The following is an 18,975-nucleotide window of genomic DNA, read 5'->3' as shown; positions in this document are numbered from 1 at the left end:
CGTGAACGACCACGTGAACGACAACGTGTACGTGGGCAACGCGGGCCAGGACGCCCCCCTGGACCGGGGATGGCTGCTCGGGCACTTCAAGGACCCCGGCGATCCGCGGCACAGCGAGGCCGTGGAGATCAAGTGGGGCGTCCACCCCCGTGGCGACGAGCGGCCGCAGTGGGTGCGGGGCGAGGAACGCACCGCCCTCCTGCTCCTCGTCAGCGGCCGTTTCCGCGTCGAACTCCCCGGCCGGAGCGTCCTGCTGGCGGAACAGGGCGACTACGTCGTGTGGGGCCGCGGAGTCGACCACTCCTGGCACGCGGAGGAGGACTCGGTGGTCCTGACGGTCCGCTGGCCGTCCGTGCCCGGCTACGCGGTCGCGGACGACGGGCAGGGGCGCCCGCCACGAGCCTGAGCAGGGGACGCCACGGGGTCACAGACGGCTGTACGTGCCGATGTCCTCGGTGAACTCCTCGATCGTGTGCGGGGTCAGGGTCGGCCGGGTGTCACCGATGGCGGTCATGTAGTCCTCGGTGGTGGCCGCCCGCCCCTGCCGGTGCGCGACCTCGTGCTCGAACGCCGTCTGGGCACCCTTGCGGGCGGCGAACTCGATGTCGGCGGGGGTGAACAGCTCGCTGGCCTCGACCAGTCGGCCGAGATCCACCGAGTCCGCCGCACCCCTGAGATAGCGGGCCCAGATCGCCGCGCGGGCGGTGCGGTCCGGCGGCCCGATGGGGATGACGTAGTCGAACCGGCCCGGCCGCAGGAACGCCGCGTCCAGGGAGCGCACCGAGTTGGTGGCACAGGCCAGCAGCCGCGCGTCGTGCTCGCGGAAGACGGGGATGAGCTTGAGCAGTTCGTTGGTCACTCCGTGCCCGGGATCGACCGCCTTCCCGGAGCGCACACCGGCGATCTCCTCGACCTCGTCGATGAAGAGCAGTACCGAGTCCAGTTCCGCCAGGTCCGCGAAGGCCTCGCGCAGCGCCGCGGCCAGCCCCTCGCTCGTGTCGGCCGCGAGCCGCGAGGGGAAGAGTTCCACGAACGGCCAGCCGAGCCGCGACGCCACCGCCTTGGCGAAACTGGTCTTTCCGGTGCCGGGCGGGCCGAACAGGATGATCGACTTGGGCGGGGCGACGCCGTAGCGGTCCGCCAGCGCCGGTTCGGTCAGCGGCAGTACGACCCGTCGTTCGACGAGTTCCTTCTCCCGCTCCATGCCGGCCATGGCGTCCCAGAGCCCGTCGGGCAGCAGGCGGCCGCCCAGCGCGGCGAGGACGTCGGCGTGGGCGGCTCCGGGCGGTTCCAGCTTCTCGTAGTAGGTCAGGTCGGCGCGGGACTGGTAACCGGAGTTCTCCAGGGCCTTCGTCCCGGCGGCACCGGCCGGCAGCAGGGCGCTGATGTGGCGCACCCCCAGTGCCCGCAGGCGCCGCTCCAGCTCGGCGAGGAGTGCGCTGCCGATCCCGCGCTCGCGCCATCGTGAGGCGAGTGCCACCAGCAGGATCCAGCCCCGCCTGTCGTGAGCCTGTGCCACGGCCATGCCCACCAGCTGGTCGCCGACCACCGCGACCACCGCCGTCTGGCCGGCCTTCGCCGCGGCCATCACCTCGGAGACCGGGAACACCCGGCGTTCGTCGGCCTCGCGGCTCTGGTCCCAGATCTGGATGGCCTGGTCGAGATCGTCCTCGCGATAGTCACGCAGATGCCAAGCGGGCATCGCCACCACCTCACCCCGCGCGGAGGTCCCATTGTCTCGTACGGCATGTTTCGTGGCGAACCTGAACCTCGCTGCCATGAGGTCCCGCGCCGGGATCAGACGGTCGCGGGGATCAGACGGTGAGGACGAGCTTGCCCCGGAGATGACCGCCGTCGAGCCGCCGGTGCGCGTCGGCGACGCGCTCGAACGGGAACGTCTCCTCCACATGGACCCGGAGCCTGCCCTGCTCGACGAGGTCGACGAGGCCGCGCAGGCCGACCGGGTCGGGGTCGACCGCGATGCCGCTGAAGCGCAGGCCGGCCGCCTCGTACCTGGCGATGAGCCGGGAGTCCTCCTCCGCGACCGCCGTCACCAGGTGACCGCCCGGTCGGAGCACGTCGAGCGAACGCTCGACGGTGTCGCCGCCGATCGTGTCGAGCACGAGGTCGACGTCGCGGACCGCCTCGGTGAAGTCGACCGCCGTGTGGTCGACCACCTCGTCGGCGCCGAGGCCCTGGACGAACGTCCGCTTGTCCCGGCCGGCGGTCGTGATCACATGGGCGCCGAGCGCTTTCGCGATCTGGATCGCGACATGGCCGACCCCGCCGCCACCGCCGTGGACCAGGACACGGTCGCCCTTGCGCACGCCGCCGAGGTCGACGAGGCCCTGCCAGGCCGTCAGCCCGACGACGGGCAGCGCCGCCGCCTCGACGTGCGAGAGCGCCGCCGGCTTGCGCACCAGGTGCAGCGCCGGCGCCGCCACGGCCTCGGCGTACCCGTTCGCCGCCCGCGGGAACAGCGGCATCCCGAACACCTCGTCGCCGGGCCTGAACCGCCACGTCTGCGACACCTCCTCGACGACGCCGCTGATGTCCCAGCCGAGGACGAACGGCGGCCGGCCGATCAACGGGAACTCGCCGGCCCGCAGGCGCGCCTCCAGCGGGTTCAGGCCGATCGCCCTGACGCGGACGAGGACCTCGCTCGGCAGGGGCCGGGGCTCGGGGGCGTCCACGACGGTGAGCACGTCGGGACCGCCGAGCGTCCGCTGGGTGATGACTCGCATGACTCTCCTTGATCGGAAAAGTACGGGAGCAGCCACGCTAGGTTTCCGACAGGAACCTCCGGGTACCTCCGGCGCGGGTACCGTGACCGCCATGAGCGGCTTCCGCCCCGGAGATCCCTTCCTCGCCGACTGCCCGGCCCGTCTGGCGGTCGAACTCATCGCCGACAAGTGGACGGTGGTCGTGCTCTACGGCCTCAGCGAGGGCCCGGTCCGCCACGGCGAGCTGGTCGAGCTGATCGGCGGCATCTCCCGCAAGATGCTCACCCAGACCCTCCGACGGCTCCAGGCCCACGGCCTCATCCGCCGCCACGCCTACGCCGAGGCACCGCCCCGCGTCGAGTACGAACTCACCTCGCTGGGGGCCACGTTGATCGATCCGATCCACACGCTGACCGAGTGGGCCAGACAGAACGCCGACGCGGTGCTCGACGCCCTCGACACCGCCTCCGCCCCGCTCACCCACGCCGACTGACACCCGACCGGGGCACCGATGCGGTACCCGCCCGGGGTCCCACCGCACACGGACGAGCGGGCGCGCGCTCGCCGACCCGTGCCGCAGGGGCGCATGGTGACGGCGCCCCGCTCCGGGCCGCTCACTCCGTCAGCACCACCGGACCTGGCCGACCGCGCCCTGGCCCGTGCCGACGGCAGGGTGAGGAACGCGCAGGGGACCGTCGAGCAACTCGTCGTCTGCGGGATACGGGCGTTCCTGTGGCAGCAGCCGGGTCGCGGAGGCCAAGTCACCCACCGCGACGAGGGCGTGGATCTCGTGGGCGAGCGGAGTCACGTCGCGGATGGTGACCGTCCACTCGTCCGCGTATCGCCGCGTGGCCTCACCGGAAAGGCCGAGCTGCAGAGAGCGGTACGGCAGGGGCTGCAGGTGCAGATCGCGCTCGGGGTCCCACTGCACGCGAGCGGGCGCCCGCTTCAACTGACGTTGCCAGGCAGCCCGGTCAGGATGCACTCCGCGGACGTAGCTCGACAGACACGCGTTGCGCAGCGCCCACTCGAAGCCGTCCCGGCTGATCTCGACAGCCAGCACGGTCTCCTGCCCCTCCTTGGCACCCCAGCCGCAGCGGTACATCATCCACAGGAACGACGGCTTGATCCATGTCATCCTGTCCCGCTTCCACGTGGTGGGGAAACGCCCCTCACGGGCAGCGGGCAGGCCCAGTTGGGGGGAGTAGGCCTGGTAGACGGTGATGGTGGACGGTCCATAGGTCGCGCGGATCTCGTGTGGGGGTCGTTCCATGAGGTACAGGGTCGGGTCGGTTCGCGCGGACGGCCAGTGGTTTTTGGGTGGGGGCACAGTCGGCAGCGGTGTCTGCCCGGGGTCCCCGGCTGAGGGGCAGGCGGGGTGTCGAGCATCGAGTCGGTGGTGGCAACGGGCCGATTTTCAGGGCGAGTTTCGGTTGTGAGGCAACCTGAGTCGGCTTCTTACCCTTTTCACAGATGGCACACAAGCACCTTCTCCCGTGCCGGCAAGACGTGCACGACTCGTCCCGACCAGACGCAGAAAGAGCACCCATGACCAGACACCACCCCCTTGCCTTGAGGCGTTCGGCGGTCATCGCCGCTGCCGCTCTCACCGTCGGCGCCGCCGGAACCCTCGCCGCGCCCGGCGCGGGAGCGGCGACGCCGGCGGGCACGCCGAAGCTCGCCCTGATCGCCGCCACCCCCTCGGTGACCGTCGACCGATGGCCGGGCGAGCCCGGGGTCTACCTGGACCTCGGCACCTACCTCACGGTCGACGGGGGACCGTTCGAGCTGCGGGTGACGCGCAAGTCCTACAACGACCCTGTCGTCGCCTCGCAGGTGATCCACTCCGGTGGCCGGACGGTGACCAGGACCCTGCCGAAGGGCCTGGTGAAGGACTTCTCGGGCCTGCCGGGCTTCCTCAAGGTCAGCATCAGCGACGAGTCGGGCGCGAAGAAGGTCGACACGACGCAGTCGTTCTGCCCGAACAACCGGGCGGGCCGGCTCCGGCCGGACGCTCCGGCCACCTCGAACTACCCCGACGGCTGCGCCGACAACCCGTTCGCGCTCGGCGGGGTGTGGGGTGTCGAGAAGGGCTGGGCGGCAGCCACGTCCCAGGGCTTCCGTGGGACCGACGCGGTCGACCTGCCGGCCGGCGTCTACACCGCGAAGGTGTCGGTGGCGAAGAAGTACCGCGACCTGTTCGGAATCCCGGACACGACGCAGACCATCAAGGTGACGGTCCGTCAGCAGGACTCCGGCGGGGGCCAGGGCCTGGCCGGTGCCAAGCGCGCGCAGAAGAGCGCGTCGAAGAACCTGAAGCCGGCCGCCGCCCGCCCGGTCGGCAAGGCCGCCGTCGTCGCCGACATGCCCAAGCCCGACCTGCGCGCCCTCCCCGCATACGGCATCGCGATCACCGACGGGGACGAGGGCGGAGCGGGTGCCGCCGCCGGCAAGGACTACCTCGCCTTCAGCGCCACCGTCTGGAACGGCGGCCCGTCGCCCCTCGTGGTGGACGGGTTCCGCAAGCCCGGCGCGGAGAAGATGGACGCGTACCAGTACTTCTACGACGCCAAGGGCAAGCAGGTCGGGTACACGCCCACCGGCACCATGGAGTGGGACCCGCGGGAGGGCCACCAGCACTGGCACTTCAGCGACTTCGCCAGCTACCGGCTGCTCGGCGCGGACAAGAAGGAGATCGTCCGCAGCGGCAAGGAGGCGTTCTGCCTGGCCAACACCGACGCCATCGACTACACGGTGAAGAACGCCAACTGGCACCCGTACAACACCGACCTCGCCACCGCCTGCGGTGAGGAGACCGCCGTCTCGGTGCGCGAGGTGCTCGACGTCGGCAACGGCGACACCTACAGCCAGTACCGGCCCGGTCAGTCCTTCGACGTCACGGACCTGCCGAACGGCACCTACTACATCCAGGTCATCGCCAACCCCGACAACCGGCTCAAGGAGCAGAGCACGGCCAACAACGTCACCTACCGCAAGGTCGTCCTCGGCGGCACGCCGGGCGCCCGCACGGTGACCGTGCCGAAGTACGGCCTCGTCGACGCTCCCTGACAACCCGGCGGGCGGGGGCAGACACCTCCGCCCGCCCACCGGCGGCACGCCGGACGCCCAACCCCGGTCGGGCGTCCGGCACGACGCGCGTCCCGCGCCGCTCCGGCGCGGATCAGTGATGTCGCGGTCATGGGCGAGGACCGCCCCCTGCCGGTCTCTCCTCAGCTGCGCCCCTCAGCTGTGCCCCTCAGATGCGCTTCCTCAGCTGTGCAGCGTCGCCGGGCTGCCCCCGTTCGCCTCGTAGCCCGCCACCGCCAGCGCGCGGTAGAGGGCGAACTCGGCGGCCGGGTTCGCCGACAGCGTCCAGGGCAGGGCTCCCACGTGCCCGTCCACGTGTATCAGCTCGCCCATGGCCTCCGCCCAGCGCTCCGCCCGCACCAGGAAGAAGACCAGCAGATGCCGGACGTGCGCGAGCATCGGGTCGTCCTCGCGGGCCGAGTGCACCGCGTGCAGGGCGCCGTGGACGGCCTTGGTGACGACCTCGCTCTGGTAGAAGCTCGCCACCAGGTTCACCTCGGGCAGGTGCTCGAAGACCGCGAACAGCGGCATCGCGGCCAGCAGCGAGCCCCGCGGGGCGCGGGCGGCGGCGGCCTCGGCGAAGGAGTACGCCAGCTCGCGCGAACCGTGCCACTTCTCGCACCAGTAGTGCAGCGCCGCCAGGTGCGCTCCCATGTGCGCCGGTGCGCGGTCCAGGATCCTCAGCCACAGCTGCTCGAACTCCGGCCGCGGGTAGTTCAGCCCACGCGCCACCGACAGCTCGATGATGTACGGCACCGGGTCCCCGGGAGAGAGCAGTGCCGCCTGCCCGCAGGCGTCCCTGGCCTCCTCCATGATGATCCGGAAGTCGTCGGTGCCGGGCGTCGACGTCCGCCACGCCTGCTGCACCAGGAACTCCGCGTGCACGGCCGCACCGCCGGCGTCCTTGGGCTGCTCGGCCCGCCAGACCCGCAGCCACTGCCCGCCCGGCGTCTCGCTGACCCCGCCCGGCCGCTCCTTGAGCTCCAGCGCCGCCGCGCCGGCGAACGCCTGAACGCGCTGCCAGCGCAGCTCACCGGTGATCTCCGTGCCCGCGAGCAGCTGCGAGGCCGCGCGGTAGTCCTGGGTCCGCTGCACCACGTCCAGGACGTCCAGCAGGTCCTGGTCGGGGCCGGGCATGCGGATGTCCAGGTCCTCCTCGCGCACGAAACCGTAGTCCGCCGGGTCGGCGGCGTCCGGGTGGCTCGGGTGGACCTGCTCGATCATGCCGCGCCGCCGCCGCAGGACGGGGAGCAGCGCGAAGCTCAGCAGGAGCGCCGCCATCAGGGCCCAGAGAATCGCCATGCGTCAAGCGAACCAGACGGCGCCGACAATTGGCCAACCGGTGTCCTGACCTGTGGACAACCGCCGCCCCGGGCTGTGGACGACGCGCCTCGGCCCGCGGAGCACTAGGCTCGTCCACCATGAGCGACAGGCACCACATCAGTCAGCACTTCGAGACGCTCGCCATCCACGCGGGCAACACGGCGGACCCCCTCACCGGTGCGGTCGTACCGCCGATCTACCAGGTCTCGACCTACAAGCAGGACGGCGTCGGCGGCCTGCGCGGCGGCTACGAGTACAGCCGCAGCGCCAACCCCACCAGGACCGCCCTGGAGGAGAACCTCGCCGCCCTCGAGGGCGGCCGGCGCGGGCTCGCGTTCGCGTCAGGGCTGGCGGCCGAGGACGCCCTGCTGCGCACGCTGCTCAGCCCCGGAGACCACGTGGTCATCCCGAACGACGCCTACGGCGGCACGTTCCGGCTGTTCGCGAAGGTCGTCTCCCGGTGGGGAGTGGAGTGGTCGGTCGCCGACACCAGCGACCCGTCGGCCGTGCGGGCCGCGATCACCCCGCGGACCAAGGCGGTCTGGGTGGAGACTCCCTCCAACCCGCTGCTCGGCATCACCGACATCGCCGCCGTAGCCCAGGTCGCGCACGACGCGGGCGCCCGGCTCGTCGTCGACAACACCTTCGCCACGCCCTACCTCCAGCAGCCGCTCGCGCTCGGTGCGGACGTCGTCGTGCACTCCCTGACGAAGTACATGGGCGGTCACTCGGACGTGGTCGGCGGCGCGCTGATCGTGTCGGACCAGACGCTCGGCGAGGAGCTCGCCTACCACCAGAACGCCATGGGCGCGGTCGCGGGCCCCTTCGACTCGTGGCTGGTGCTGCGCGGCACCAAGACGCTCGCGGTGCGCATGGACCGGCACAGCGAGAACGCCACCAGGATCGCCGACATGCTGAGCCGGCACGCGCGCGTGACGCGCGTCCTGTACCCGGGCCTGCCCGAGCACCCGGGGCACGAGACCGCCGCCAAGCAGATGAAGGCCTTCGGCGGCATGGTGTCCTTCCAGGTCGAGGGCGGCGAGGAGGCGGCCGTCGCGGTCTGCGACCGCGCCAAGGTGTTCACGCTCGGCGAGTCGCTGGGCGGCGTCGAGTCCCTGATCGAGCACCCGGGGCGCATGACCCACGCGTCCGCGGCCGGCTCCGCCCTGGAGGTGCCCGCCGACCTGGTGCGCCTGTCCGTGGGCATCGAGAACGTCGACGACCTGCTGGAAGACCTCCAGCAGGCCCTCGGCTGAGCGTTTCACCAGCCGACGACGGGCGGAGTCGTCGTGGACGGCGGCTCCACCCACGGGTGCGCTGTCGCCGCCCAGACGGTGAACGCCACCGCCGCCGCGCACAGCAGCAGCCACCACAGGCGGCGGCCCCGCCGTCTGCGCCGCAGCATCCGGCCGCCCCGGCGCACCACCTCGCCGTAGAGGTCGGGCGGCACCGCGGGCGGCGTCCGGTCCATGATCCGCCGGACGGCGGCCTCGCGTTCGAGACGGTTCACGACGGAGCCACCTTCGCTCCCAGCAGCGCGGTCGCCGTCTTCCGCGGCGGATGCAGCACGGTCGCCGTCGCCCGTTCGCACACGGCGTGCACGCGCTCCGCGGGCATGCCGAGCAGCGCCGCCGTCTGCTCCTCGGCGACCCCCTCGTACAGCCGCAGCACCAGGATCAGACGCTCCTGGGGAGTGAGGACGGCGAGGGCGGCTCCGGGGTGCGGCCGCGTGCGGCTGAGCGGGCCGCCGTACTGGTGCCACGCGGAGTTCGCGAAGCGGAGAGCCAGGTGCTGACGGGCCCGGTCGTACGGGTCCTCGCCGCGCAGCCGGTCCCAGCACGCGTACGTGTGCGCGAGCGCGAGGCTCAACAGCCGTCGGGCACGGGGGTTGTCGTCCGGCGCCTCGGCGGTCAGCAGGGTGGCGGCATGCAGCAGCCGTCCAGCCGCGCCCGCGACGAACGCCTCGAACTCCCGGGCCCGGCGGGCGTCCCGCAGCGCCTGCCGATCACGCACCGTGCCTCCCCGACCGCGGGGCCCCGGACACGGGGGCCCGGTCTCATATGAGGCCAGGGGCGGGCCCACGGTCAAGAGCCGCGCGGCACACACGCCTGCGCCTGCCGTCGTGCGCGGCGGGCCGAGGAGTCCCGGCCCGGGTTCTCAGGTGGCCGGTGCGGTGTCCGCGCCCGGCGGTACGGCCATCCGCGCGGACAGCGCGCTGTTGAAACGGGTGAGCAGCGCGCAGAACGTCTCGCGCTCCTCCGGCTGCCAGTCCTGCGTCAGCTCCGCCATCAGCTGGCGCCGCGACGACCGCACTTCCTCCAGCCGCGACAGCCCGCGCGGGGACAGCTGGAGCACCACGGCCCGGCCGTCCTCGGGGTGCGAGGTGCGCTTGACGAGCCCGGTGTCGACCAGCGGAGCCACCTGCCGGGTGACCGTGGACGAGTCGATCCCCATGCTCGCGGCGAGTGCCTTGACCCCCATGGGGCCTTCCTTGTCGAGGCGGTTCAGCAGCAGGTAGGCGGCGCGGTCCATGGAGTTGCGCACCTGGCCGACGCCGCCGAGCCGGGTCTGTTCGGCACGGCGGGCGAACACCGCCACCTCGTGCTGCAGCGTGTCGAGGAGACCGCTGTCACCGACGGTCGTCATGTCCATCGACATTCCAGGTGTTGTGGGCATGGCCGGGGGCTCACTTCATGAAGAGTGCTGTGGTGGGGGACAGAGTACGCGGACAGGGGGCGAGCCGTACCGGCGCTGCCCAAACCGGTCTCGGAGGTTGGTCACACCCGCGTCTTCGGCCTGTGAACTGCGAGACTTGAGTCATGAGCTACAGCACGGCTGACTCCTTGCGCCACGTCACCCTCGACGACGTGCGCGGCGCCCAGAAGATGCTCACGGACGTGGCTCGGGTGACCGCGATGGAGGGCAGCAGGCACCTGTCCCAGCTGGTCGGCTCGCCGGTCCACCTCAAGTGCGAGAACCTCCAGCGGACCGGCTCGTTCAAGCTGCGCGGTGCCTACGTCCGGATCGCCGGGCTGCTGCCCGAGGAGCGCGCCGCCGGAGTCGTGGCCGCGAGCGCCGGCAACCACGCGCAGGGTGTGGCGCTGGCCTCCTCGCTGCTCGGCGTGCACTCGACGGTGTTCATGCCCGTCGGCGCCCCGCTGCCCAAGATCAGCGCCACCCGGGAGTACGGCGCGGAGGTCCGGCTGCACGGCCAGGTGGTCGACGAGACGCTGGCCGCCGCCCAGCAGTACGCGGCCGAGACGGGCGCGGTGTTCATCCACCCCTTCGACCATCCCGACGTCATCGCCGGCCAGGGCACGGTCGGGCTGGAGATCCTGGACCAGTGTCCCGAGGTCGGCACGATCGTCGTCGGTATCGGCGGCGGCGGCCTCGCGGCCGGGATCGCGGTCGCGGTGAAGACGGTCCGGCCCGACGTGCGGATCGTCGGCGTCCAGGCGTCGGGCGCGGCCGCGTATCCGCCCTCGCTGGCCGCCGGGCACCCGGTCACCGTGGCGAACCCGGCGACGATGGCCGACGGCATCAAGGTCGGACGGCCCGGTGACGTGCCGTTCGCGATCGTCGAGGAGTTGGTGGACGAGGTCCGCACGGTCAGCGAGGACCAGCTGTCCGCCGCGCTGCTGCTGTGCCTGGAGCGGGCCAAGATGGTGGTGGAACCGGCCGGGGCCAGTCCGGTCGCGGCGCTGCTGGCCGAGCCCGGCTCCTTCGCCGGACCGGTCGTCGCCGTGCTGTCCGGCGGGAACGTCGATCCGGTGCTGCTGCAGCGGGTGCTGCGGCACGGCATGGCCGCGCAGGGCCGTTACCTGGCCGTACGGCTGCGGCTGACCGACCGGCCGGGCGCTCTCGCCACCCTGCTCGGGGTGCTCTCCGCGGTCGACGCCAACGTGCTCGACGTGAGCCACATCCGCACCGATCCCCGGCTCGGGCTCACGGAGGCGGAGGTCGAACTCCACCTGGAGACCAAGGGCCCCGCCCACTGCGCGGAGGTCGGCGACTCCCTGCGCGAGGCCGGTTACACGGTCATCGACTGAGGCGCAATCGACTGAGCGCCATCGATTGAGCGTCGCGGTTGAGCACCTAGAAGTCCAGGTCACCGCCTGTTCACTCACTCGTTCGGGAAAATCCGTCGACGAACGCGATACATCGCGTTATGGTGTGTCACGTGGCCACCGCCGCCCCGCTCGCCGGCGAGCGCCGGGGGAAAACCATAGGCGGACCGAGCGCCGCATACCTAGCCTTTTGCGCACCATCACCGACGACGTGGAGACCCATATGCCAGGCGCCATCTATGCCGAAGGTCTGGTCAAGACCTTCGGTGACGTAAGGGCTTTGGACGGCGTCGACCTCGACGTACCCGAAGGCACGGTCCTCGGCCTGCTCGGTCCGAACGGCGCCGGCAAGACCACAGCCGTCCGCTGCCTGACCACCCTGCTCCGCCCCGACAGCGGCAAGGCCGTCGTCGCCGGCCTGGACGTGCTCAAGCAGCCGGACGCGGTACGCCGCTCCATCGGCCTGTCCGGCCAGTTCGCGGCGGTCGACGAGTATCTGACCGGCCGCGAGAACCTGCAGATGGTCGGCCGGCTCTACCAGATGCGGGCCAGGCAGGCCAAGGCCCGCGCGGTCGAGCTGCTGGAGCAGTTCCACCTCACCGACGCCGCCGACCGCCCCGCCAAGACCTACTCCGGGGGCATGCGCCGCCGCCTCGACCTGGCCGCCGCCCTCGTCGTCTCCCCACCGGTGATGTTCATGGACGAGCCGACCACCGGCCTCGACCCGCGCAACCGCCAACAGCTGTGGGAGGTCATCAAGGACCTGGTCTCCGGCGGTACGACCCTGCTGCTCACCACCCAGTACCTGGAAGAGGCGGACCACCTCGCCCACGACATCGCGGTCGTCGACCACGGCAAGGTCATCGCCCAGGGCACGTCCGACGAGCTCAAGGCCCGCACCGGCGGCGAGCGCGTCGAGGTCGTGGTGCACGAGCGCGCGCACATACGGACCGCCGCCGAGGTGCTGGGCGGCTTCGGCAAGGGCGAGACCACCGTCGAGGAGCACACCCGCAAGCTCACCGTGCCCGTCACCGGCGGCGCCAAGCTGCTCGCCGAGGTCATCCGCGAGCTGGACACCCGGGGCATCGAGATCGACGACATCGCCCTGCGCCGCCCCACCCTCGACGACGTCTTCCTGTCCCTGACCGGCCATGTGGCCGAGGAGAAACCCGAGACCAGCGGCGGGCAGGACAACAAGAAGAACTCCCGCAAGGACAGCCGCAAGGAGACCGTGAAGTGAGCGCCGTCAGCGACACCGCGCGGGTGCCGGCCGCCCCCGGCAACGCCGTGACCCAGTCGTTCCGCGACTCGATGGTGGTGGCGAAGAGAAACCTGATCCGGATGTCCCGGATTCCTGAGATGCTGATCTTCGGGCTCATCCAGCCCATCATGTTCGTGGTGCTGTTCACCTACGTGTTCGGCGGCTCGATCCAGGTCGGCGGATCCAACTCCACCCAGGCCTACCGCGAGTTCCTGATGGCCGGCATCTTCGCCCAGACCGTCACGTTCGCCACGGCGGGCGCCGGTGCGGGCATCGCCGACGACATGCACAAGGGCCTCATCGACCGCTTCCGTTCCCTGCCCATGGCGCGCGGCGCGGTCCTGACCGGGCGCACCCTCGCCGACCTGGTGCAGACGGCGCTCACCCTCGTCGTCCTGGCGGTCGTCGCCCTGATCGTCGGCTGGCGAACCCACGAGAACCTCGGCAAGGTGCTCGCCGGATTCGGGCTGCTGCTCCTGCTCGGGTACGCGTTCTCCTGGATCGGCGCGCTCATCGGCCTGTCCGTGCGCACCCCCGAAGCGGCGACCTCGGGCGGACTGATCTGGCTGTTCCCGCTGACCTTCATCTCGAACGCATTCGTCGACGCGAACAAGATGCCGGCCTTCCTGCGCCACATCGCCGAGTGGAACCCGTTCAGCGCCACCGTGCAGGCGAGCCGCGAGCTGTTCGGCAACCTCCCCCCGGGCTTCCAGGCGTCCGACGCGTGGCCCATGCAGCACCCGGTCGTGGCCTCGCTGATCTGGTCGGTCCTGATCATCGCGTTGTTCCGGACGCTGGCGGTCCGCAAGTACCGCTCCGCCGCCGCCTGAGGCCCCGCATGACAGAAGCCCCCGGCGTCCCGCGGACGCCGGGGGCGGGTGTCTGTCCGGGTCAGCCCGAGTAGGGCTCGGCCTTCAGGATCTTCACCGAGGCCTTCTTGCCGTTCGGCAGCTCGTACTCCGCGTCCTCGCCCACCTTGTGGCCGATCACCCCGGTGCCCAGGGGGGACTGCGGGGAGTAGGTCTCCACGTCGGCGCTGGCGTACTCGCGCGAGGCCAGGAGGAAGGTCATGGTGTCGTCCTCGTCGCCGTCGAAGGCGATGGTCACCACCATGCCGGGCGCGACGGCACCGTCCGCGGACGCCGGGGCCTCGCCGACCTTGGCGTTCTCCAGAAGCTGGGTCAGCTGGCGCACACGGAGCTCCTGCTTGCCCTGCTCCTCCTTGGCCGCGTGGTACCCGCCGTTCTCGCGCAGGTCGCCCTCCTCGCGCGCGGCCGCGATCTTGGCGGCGATCTCCGTGCGCGCAGGACCAGACAGGTACTCCAGCTCGGCCCTGAGCTGGTTGTACGCCTCCTGGGTCAGCCAGGTGACGTTCTCGCTGGTCTGGGTCACAGGTGCTCCTCGTCGGTACTGGGAATACAAAGCATCGCCCTACCCAGAAGCATGTTCCTTCACGGAAGGGCGAAACCACGAGCCTAACAATTCAACGGCGAAAGGGGGAGGACATATGCCATCAGAGTCACGTCAACGCAGGTCAGTGCCTACGTATTCCGGCTGATGTCAGTCGGCGTGGCAGCCGAGCAGCTCCGCCGTGGTGCCCCGGGCGGTGGTGCGGAGGGTGACCATCCGGTCGATCTCGGTGGCCGAACCGGTGAAGCGGAAGTCCGCCCGGCCCACCTCGGAGCCGTCCGCCGCCTGGGAGCGCAGCGTGCAGTAGCCGGAGGCGCCGGCGTCCTTGTGGACCTCCAGACGCACCTTGACGGCGCTGTCGGAGGCGTCGAAGCTGATCACCTGGGCGCTGATCTTGTTCTGCACGACGTAGTGGTAGGCCCAGTAGCCGACCAGCACGAGCAGCAGCGCGCCCAGCAGCGCGCCGGCGACCTTGAGCCTGCGGTCGGCGCGCTCGTCCGAGGAGCCGCCGTAGCGGCCCTCGGGCAGCCGCGTGCTCGCGGTACTCATGATCGTCCTCCTGGCAGGAACCGCCCCCGGACCCGTCGGGAACCGGACCCCGGAATTATTCGCCCCCCGATTCGGTCACTATAGAAGCCGCCGATCGCACCCCATGACACCGGGGCGCCGACTTACCAAGGATTGAGTCTTGACTGACCAGCTGCGACTGATGGCCGTCCACGCCCACCCCGACGACGAGTCGAGCAAGGGCGCGGCGACCATGGCGAAGTACGTGTCCGAGGGGGTGGACGTGCTGGTCGTGACCTGCACGGGCGGAGAACGCGGCTCCATCCTCAATCCCAAGCTGCAGGGCGACAAGTACATCGAGGAGCACATCCACGAGGTACGCAAGAAGGAGATGGACGAGGCCCGCGAGATCCTCGGCGTCAAGCAGGAGTGGCTCGGCTTCGTCGACTCCGGGCTGCCCGAGGGCGACCCGCTGCCGCCGCTGCCCGACGGCTGCTTCGCCCTGGAGGACGTCGACAAGGCGGCCGGTGAACTGGTGCGCAGCATCCGCGCCTTCCGCCCGCAGGTGATCACCACCTACGACGAGAACGGCGGCTACCCCCACCCCGACCACATCATGACCCACAAGATCTCGATGGTGGCGTTCGAGGGCGCGGCGGACGCCGAGAAGTACCCCGAGGCCGAGTTCGGGCCGGTCTTCCAGCCGCAGAAGCTGTACTACAACCAGGGCTTCAACCGCCCGCGCACCGAGGCGCTGCACAACGCCATGCTGGAGCGCGGCCTGGAGTCGCCGTACGGGGACTGGCTGAAGCGGTGGAACGAGTTCGAGCGCACCGAGCGCACGCTGACCACGCACATCCCGTGCGCGGACTTCTTCGAGATCCGCGACAAGGCGCTGATCGCGCACGCCACGCAGATCGACCCGGACGGCGGCTGGTTCAAGGTGCCGATGGAGCTCCAGAAGGAGGTCTGGCCGACCGAGGAGTACGAGCTGGCGAAGTCGCTCGTCGATACCTCCCTCCCCGAGGACGACCTCTTTGCGGGCATCCGCGACAATGCCTGACATGAGCGCAAGCCTGGCACTGACGCACCTCGTCCCCCTCGCCAAGGAGGTCGACGAGAACAAGGTCACCCCCGGAGTCCTCGCATTCATCGTCTTCGCGGTGATGGCCCTGGCGGTCTGGGGCCTGATGAAGTCCATGACGAAGCACATGCAGAAGGTCGACTTCAAGGAGCCCGCCCAGCACGGGGCGGACTCCGAGGCGCCGGCCGCCGAACACAAGAGCTGACCGGCGGCACGCCGCTCACGTCCTGGCCGGGACCGGCACTCCCATCACCTCGCGGGAGTGCCGACCGGGGATCATGCCCAGCCGCCAGGCCTGCCAGCCCGACTCCAGCTGCACCCCGCGCTCCAGGAGCAGCCCGTACGCGGTGACGTACTCGGTCAGCTTCCCGTCGCGCAGCGGGTGGACGCCGCGGGCGAGCTGGGCCAGCTCCTCCTGGGCGACGGCGGTGCCCACCTCCACGCCGCCGGGCGCGGCGTAGGGGAGCAGGGTGCAGCGCAGGAAGCGGGCCCAGTCCTCGCCGCGCCGGTCGCCGTACGACGTGAACAGCGTGACCGCCTCGTCGCACAGGGCGAGGGCCTGCTGGGTGCGGGTGTTGCCGGCGTCGACGACGGCCAGCTCCAGGCAGGTCCAGGCCTCGCCGTGCACCACGCCGATCCGCTGGAAGTCGGCACGGGCGTCGACCAGGAGCTGGCGGGCGAAGCCCGAGTTGCGCAGCGAGCCGGTCTGTGCGGCCCGCTGGTCGCGGGTGACCCGGGCCGAGTGGTGGCGGGCGCAGGCCAGGCCGTAGACGTCCCGTATCCGGGAGAACATCGTCCGCGAACGCTCCAGCTCGCGGACCGCCTGGTCCAGGGTGCCGGTCTCCTCCAGGGCCAGCCCCAGGTAGTACACCGTCCAGGCCTCGCCGCGCGCGTCCTCGTTCTCGCGGTGCCGGGCCGCCGCGGCGCGCAGTCCGTCGGCCGCCGGTGACGCGTCGCCGGCCACCAGCCGGGCCCGCGCCAGCTGGGTCAGCGCCCAGGCCTCGCCACGGGCGTCACGGGTACGGCCGTAGCGGTCGAGCGCGGCGCGCAGCTCCTCCTCCGCCCGCGGCACGTCGCCCATGCGCAGCGCCAGCTGGCCGAGCTGGAAGTGCGCCCAGGCCTCGCCGTGCACCGAACCGCCCTCCCGGTGCAGGACGAGCGAGCGGGTCAGCAGGTCCAGCGCGTCCGGCAGCCGGGCGCGGTCGCGTTGCACCGCAGCCAGGGCGTGCATCGTCCACGCGCGGTCGGTGGCCAGCTCCGGGGCCGCCTGGAGGTCCAGCGCCTCCTGCAGTCTGGCCGCCGCCTCGGTGAGGTTGCCCTGGTGGTGCAGGGTGATGCCGAGCGAGCACAGGGCGCGGGCCGCACCGGCGTCGTGGTGCGCCTCCAGGTACAGGTCGACGACGGAGGTGAGGGTGGTGCGGGCCTTGTCCAGCTCGCCCAGCTGCCGGGCCGCGATACCGGTACGCCACTGCACCGAGCGGACCAGGAGGCCCTCGTCGACCGTTTGTGCCAGCTCGCTGATCTCACCGAGCCGGTAGAGGTCGCCGCGCAGCAGGCAGTAGTCGCACAGCGCGCCCAGCAGGTTCTGCACGGCCGTCCGGTCCACGCCCTCCGCGTGCCGCAGCGCCGCCGTGATGAAGCTCGACTCGTCGTCCAGCCAGCGCAGCGCGTCGTCGAGGGAGGTGAAGCCGTGCGGGCTGAACCGGTCCGAGCGGGTCGACATGTTGCCGTCGACCAGGCGCAGCACGGAGTCGGCGAGCTCCGCGTAGTTCACGATCAGCCGCTCCTGCGCCGCCGTGCGGTCGGCGGGGGTCTCCTCGTCCAGGAGGCGGGCCTGGGCGAAGGAGCGGACCAGGTCGTGCAGGCGGTAGCGGCTGCCGCGGACGTGGTCGATCAACCCGGCCCGCGCGAGGGTGACCAGGTGGCGGGTCGCCTCGGCCTCGTCCGTGCCCAGCAGGGCGGCCGCGGCCGCCGCGCCCAGCGAGGCCCGGCCCGCCAGCGCCAGCCTCCGCAGCAGCCGGCGCACCGTCTCCGACTGGTCGGTGTAGCGCAGCCACAGCACCCGCTCCACCGGCCCGACCGGACCGTAGGCACCCAGGTCGGTGGCGAGCTGGAGCGGCGACCGCGAGCCCAGCGACGAACCCGCGACCCGCAGCGCCAGGGGCAGCCCGCCGCACAACTCCCTGATCCGGTCCGCGGACTGCGCGTCGTACGGCCCCGACGCGTCTTCGGCGGCCGCGTCCAGCAGTTCCTCCGCGCCGGCCGCGTCCAGCGCGGTGACCGGCAGCCGGTGCACCCAGGCCGGCAGGTCGGCGGGCAGGTCGAGCTGGTCCCGGGCGGTGACCAGGACCAGGCTGTCGGAGCGCTCCGGCACCAGGGTGCGCACCTGTTCGGGGTCCGAGGCGTCGTCCAGCACGATTGTCACCGCGAGACCCGTCAGGTGCTGGTGGTACAACTCGCTCAGCCGCTTGACCTGCTGGTCGGCGGAGGAACGCTCCCGGAACAGCAGTTGCTCGCGCGGCGCGCCCAGCCGGTTGAGCAGATGCAGCAGGGCGTCCCGGGTGGACAGCGGCGGCTCGTCCCGGGTGTCGCCGCGCAGGTCCACGACCACCGCGCCTCGGAAGAGGTCCCGCAGCTCGTGGGTGGCCCGGACCGCCAGGGCGGTGCGGCCGGAGCCGGGCTCCCCGTGCAGCACCACGACGGTCGGCCGGGTCTCGGTGGCCGCCCGGGCCGCCTGCGCCCACTGCCGGATCCGCGCCAGCTCCTGCTGCCGTCCGGCGAACGGGCCGTCGACGGTGGGTAGTTGACCGAACGACTGCTCCAGCACCGTACGCCTGCGGGCGGCCGCGCTCTTGTCCGCGCCGCGCAGCCCGGGAGCCTGCTTCTTCGGCCCCGTGGAGGCGCTGAGCACCCGCTGCTGGTCGAGGAACGGCCGGATGCCCCGGACCTCCAGCGCGGTCAGCCACTGCAGCCGCAACTGCTCGGGACCGCCGGGCTGTCCGGCCGCGCCGGCGTGGTGATGCGCGGCGGGCAGATGGGAACCGGCGACCTTGACGACCGTGGCGGCCGCCCCGGCCACCCCGGCGGCCACGCCCGCGCCGAGCGCCGTGGCCGCCCCGGTGCCCAGCGAGAGGTCGGCGACGGTGGCGGCGACCGCCGCGACGGCCGCGACCAGCAGGGCGGTTCCGGAGCCCGCCTTGGCGTAGCGGCGGCCGAAGCTCGGGCGGTCCGCCTCCGTCGCGTCGAGGGCGCGGGTGTAGGCCGCGTACTCCTCGGCGGCCGTCCGCTCCATCTCCGCCAGCCCGTCGCGTGCCCGGGACAGCAGGACCTGTCCGTCGACCCGGCCGCCCGAACGGCGGACCTCCTCCTCCACGGCCCGCACCAGCAGCCGGTCGGCTTCCGCCCGATGGGCGTCCCGCATGTCCCGTCCCCCTCCAGCGGCAACTCCGTTGGCTACGAGTGTCCTTGGGAAGGGTCACGATGGCGAGGGGGCGGCGATCAGGCGATCGGTGA

19 protein-coding genes are annotated in these 18,975 nt (G+C 71.7%); 9 read left to right on the top strand and 10 right to left on the bottom strand.

Annotated elements, in window-relative coordinates:
• The first annotated feature begins 13 nt into the window (after positions 1-13).
• Positions 14-406, top strand: a complete 393-nt coding sequence (locus AB0M11_RS10385) for a signal peptidase I (protein WP_365703562.1) — start codon at positions 14-16, stop codon at positions 404-406.
• A gap of 18 nt (positions 407-424) precedes the next feature.
• Here AB0M11_RS10385 and AB0M11_RS10380 read toward each other — a convergent pair whose 3' ends face one another.
• Positions 425-1,702, bottom strand: coding sequence for a bifunctional GNAT family N-acetyltransferase/ATP-binding protein (locus AB0M11_RS10380; RefSeq protein WP_365703487.1), 1,278 nt, complete (start codon positions 1,700-1,702; stop codon positions 425-427).
• Positions 1,703-1,814: 112 nt separating this feature from the next.
• On the bottom strand, positions 1,815-2,744 hold the full coding sequence (locus AB0M11_RS10375) for an NADP-dependent oxidoreductase (protein ID WP_365703485.1): 930 nt from the start codon (positions 2,742-2,744) through the stop codon (positions 1,815-1,817).
• 91 nt (positions 2,745-2,835) lie between these two features.
• On the opposite strand from AB0M11_RS10375, the gene AB0M11_RS10370 reads away from it, so the two are divergent.
• Positions 2,836-3,216, top strand: a complete 381-nt coding sequence (locus AB0M11_RS10370; protein WP_365703483.1) for a helix-turn-helix domain-containing protein — start codon at positions 2,836-2,838, stop codon at positions 3,214-3,216.
• 129 nt (positions 3,217-3,345) lie between these two features.
• Here AB0M11_RS10370 and AB0M11_RS10365 read toward each other — a convergent pair whose 3' ends face one another.
• Positions 3,346-3,996, bottom strand: a complete 651-nt coding sequence (locus tag AB0M11_RS10365) for a DUF4291 domain-containing protein (protein WP_365703481.1) — start codon at positions 3,994-3,996, stop codon at positions 3,346-3,348.
• 275 nt (positions 3,997-4,271) lie between these two features.
• Here AB0M11_RS10365 and AB0M11_RS10360 point away from each other — a divergent pair, with 275 nt between their 5' ends.
• Complete coding sequence (locus AB0M11_RS10360; RefSeq protein ID WP_365703479.1) at positions 4,272-5,792, top strand: lysyl oxidase family protein; 1,521 nt, start codon at positions 4,272-4,274, stop codon at positions 5,790-5,792.
• 201 nt (positions 5,793-5,993) lie between these two features.
• Here AB0M11_RS10360 and AB0M11_RS10355 read toward each other — a convergent pair whose 3' ends face one another.
• Positions 5,994-7,112 (bottom strand): hypothetical protein, encoded by a 1,119-nt coding sequence (locus AB0M11_RS10355; protein WP_365703477.1) that lies wholly within the window; start codon positions 7,110-7,112, stop codon positions 5,994-5,996.
• Between the two features lie 119 nt (positions 7,113-7,231).
• Here AB0M11_RS10355 and AB0M11_RS10350 point away from each other — a divergent pair, with 119 nt between their 5' ends.
• The gene (locus tag AB0M11_RS10350) at positions 7,232-8,389 is read left to right on the top strand and encodes a cystathionine gamma-synthase (protein ID WP_365703475.1); all 1,158 of its coding nucleotides are present in this window, start codon (positions 7,232-7,234) and stop codon (positions 8,387-8,389) included.
• Positions 8,390-8,394: 5 nt separating this feature from the next.
• Here AB0M11_RS10350 and AB0M11_RS10345 read toward each other — a convergent pair whose 3' ends face one another.
• The 3 genes from AB0M11_RS10345 to AB0M11_RS10335 form a co-directional block, all read right to left on the bottom strand.
• Positions 8,395-8,643 (bottom strand): hypothetical protein, encoded by a 249-nt coding sequence (locus tag AB0M11_RS10345; protein ID WP_365703473.1) that lies wholly within the window; start codon positions 8,641-8,643, stop codon positions 8,395-8,397.
• Positions 8,640-9,146, bottom strand: a complete 507-nt coding sequence (locus tag AB0M11_RS10340) for a sigma factor-like helix-turn-helix DNA-binding protein (protein ID WP_365703471.1) — start codon at positions 9,144-9,146, stop codon at positions 8,640-8,642. Before AB0M11_RS10340 ends, AB0M11_RS10345 begins: the two co-directional genes overlap by 4 nt.
• Positions 9,147-9,290: 144 nt before the next feature.
• Positions 9,291-9,791, bottom strand: coding sequence for a MarR family transcriptional regulator (locus AB0M11_RS10335; protein WP_365703560.1), 501 nt, complete (start codon positions 9,789-9,791; stop codon positions 9,291-9,293).
• Positions 9,792-9,952: 161 nt separating this feature from the next.
• Between AB0M11_RS10335 and ilvA the strand changes: the two genes are divergently transcribed.
• The 3 genes from ilvA to AB0M11_RS10320 all read left to right on the top strand — a co-directional run bounded on the left by ilvA (position 9,953) and on the right by AB0M11_RS10320 (position 13,291).
• Complete coding sequence (ilvA, locus tag AB0M11_RS10330; RefSeq protein WP_365703469.1) at positions 9,953-11,182, top strand: threonine ammonia-lyase; 1,230 nt, start codon at positions 9,953-9,955, stop codon at positions 11,180-11,182.
• 241 nt (positions 11,183-11,423) lie between these two features.
• On the top strand, positions 11,424-12,440 hold the full coding sequence (locus tag AB0M11_RS10325; protein ID WP_365703467.1) for an ATP-binding cassette domain-containing protein: 1,017 nt from the start codon (positions 11,424-11,426) through the stop codon (positions 12,438-12,440).
• Entirely contained in the window at positions 12,437-13,291 is an 855-nt protein-coding gene (locus AB0M11_RS10320; RefSeq protein WP_365703466.1) for an ABC transporter permease, read from the top strand. The genes AB0M11_RS10325 and AB0M11_RS10320 overlap by 4 nt, the downstream gene beginning before the upstream one ends.
• A 61-nt stretch (positions 13,292-13,352) precedes the next feature.
• Here AB0M11_RS10320 and greA read toward each other — a convergent pair whose 3' ends face one another.
• Together greA and AB0M11_RS10310 are read right to left on the bottom strand one after the other, a co-directional pair.
• The gene (gene greA, locus AB0M11_RS10315; RefSeq protein WP_293996585.1) at positions 13,353-13,853 is read right to left on the bottom strand and encodes a transcription elongation factor GreA; all 501 of its coding nucleotides are present in this window, start codon (positions 13,851-13,853) and stop codon (positions 13,353-13,355) included.
• 168 nt (positions 13,854-14,021) lie between these two features.
• Positions 14,022-14,420, bottom strand: a complete 399-nt coding sequence (locus tag AB0M11_RS10310; RefSeq protein WP_365703463.1) for a DUF4307 domain-containing protein — start codon at positions 14,418-14,420, stop codon at positions 14,022-14,024.
• Positions 14,421-14,559: 139 nt separating this feature from the next.
• Between AB0M11_RS10310 and mca the strand changes: the two genes are divergently transcribed.
• Positions 14,560-15,441, top strand: coding sequence for a mycothiol conjugate amidase Mca (mca, locus tag AB0M11_RS10305; protein ID WP_365703461.1), 882 nt, complete (start codon positions 14,560-14,562; stop codon positions 15,439-15,441).
• A complete protein-coding gene (locus AB0M11_RS10300; protein ID WP_365703460.1) occupies positions 15,434-15,667 on the top strand; it encodes a hypothetical protein in 234 nt (77 codons plus the stop codon). The genes mca and AB0M11_RS10300 overlap by 8 nt, the downstream gene beginning before the upstream one ends.
• Positions 15,668-15,682: 15 nt before the next feature.
• Here AB0M11_RS10300 and AB0M11_RS10295 read toward each other — a convergent pair whose 3' ends face one another.
• Complete coding sequence (locus AB0M11_RS10295; protein ID WP_365703458.1) at positions 15,683-18,883, bottom strand: tetratricopeptide repeat protein; 3,201 nt, start codon at positions 18,881-18,883, stop codon at positions 15,683-15,685.
• Between the last annotated feature and the right edge of the window lie 92 nt (positions 18,884-18,975).

Source organism: Streptomyces sp. NPDC051987, assembly GCF_040680735.1.
In the GTDB taxonomy this organism is placed as follows: Bacteria; Actinomycetota; Actinomycetes; order Streptomycetales; family Streptomycetaceae; genus Streptomyces.
The sequence above is the reverse complement of the archived record's forward strand: the minus strand, read 5'-3'. Positions and strand labels throughout refer to the sequence as shown.

Coding starts and splice junctions, on each gene's coding strand:
- AB0M11_RS10355 (WP_365703477.1), bottom strand. CDS start 7,112: ATGGCGATTCTCTGGGCCCTGATGGCGGCGCTCCTGCTGAGCTTCGCG.
- AB0M11_RS10375 (WP_365703485.1), bottom strand. CDS start 2,744: ATGCGAGTCATCACCCAGCGGACGCTCGGCGGTCCCGACGTGCTCACC.
- AB0M11_RS10325 (WP_365703467.1), top strand. CDS start 11,424: ATGCCAGGCGCCATCTATGCCGAAGGTCTGGTCAAGACCTTCGGTGAC.
- AB0M11_RS10380 (WP_365703487.1), bottom strand. CDS start 1,702: ATGCCCGCTTGGCATCTGCGTGACTATCGCGAGGACGATCTCGACCAG.
- AB0M11_RS10335 (WP_365703560.1), bottom strand. CDS start 9,791: ATGTCGATGGACATGACGACCGTCGGTGACAGCGGTCTCCTCGACACG.
- AB0M11_RS10360 (WP_365703479.1), top strand. CDS start 4,272: ATGACCAGACACCACCCCCTTGCCTTGAGGCGTTCGGCGGTCATCGCC.
- AB0M11_RS10300 (WP_365703460.1), top strand. CDS start 15,434: ATGCCTGACATGAGCGCAAGCCTGGCACTGACGCACCTCGTCCCCCTC.
- AB0M11_RS10295 (WP_365703458.1), bottom strand. CDS start 18,883: ATGCGGGACGCCCATCGGGCGGAAGCCGACCGGCTGCTGGTGCGGGCC.
- AB0M11_RS10370 (WP_365703483.1), top strand. CDS start 2,836: ATGAGCGGCTTCCGCCCCGGAGATCCCTTCCTCGCCGACTGCCCGGCC.
- AB0M11_RS10350 (WP_365703475.1), top strand. CDS start 7,232: ATGAGCGACAGGCACCACATCAGTCAGCACTTCGAGACGCTCGCCATC.
- AB0M11_RS10365 (WP_365703481.1), bottom strand. CDS start 3,996: ATGGAACGACCCCCACACGAGATCCGCGCGACCTATGGACCGTCCACC.
- AB0M11_RS10310 (WP_365703463.1), bottom strand. CDS start 14,420: ATGAGTACCGCGAGCACGCGGCTGCCCGAGGGCCGCTACGGCGGCTCC.
- ilvA (WP_365703469.1), top strand. CDS start 9,953: ATGAGCTACAGCACGGCTGACTCCTTGCGCCACGTCACCCTCGACGAC.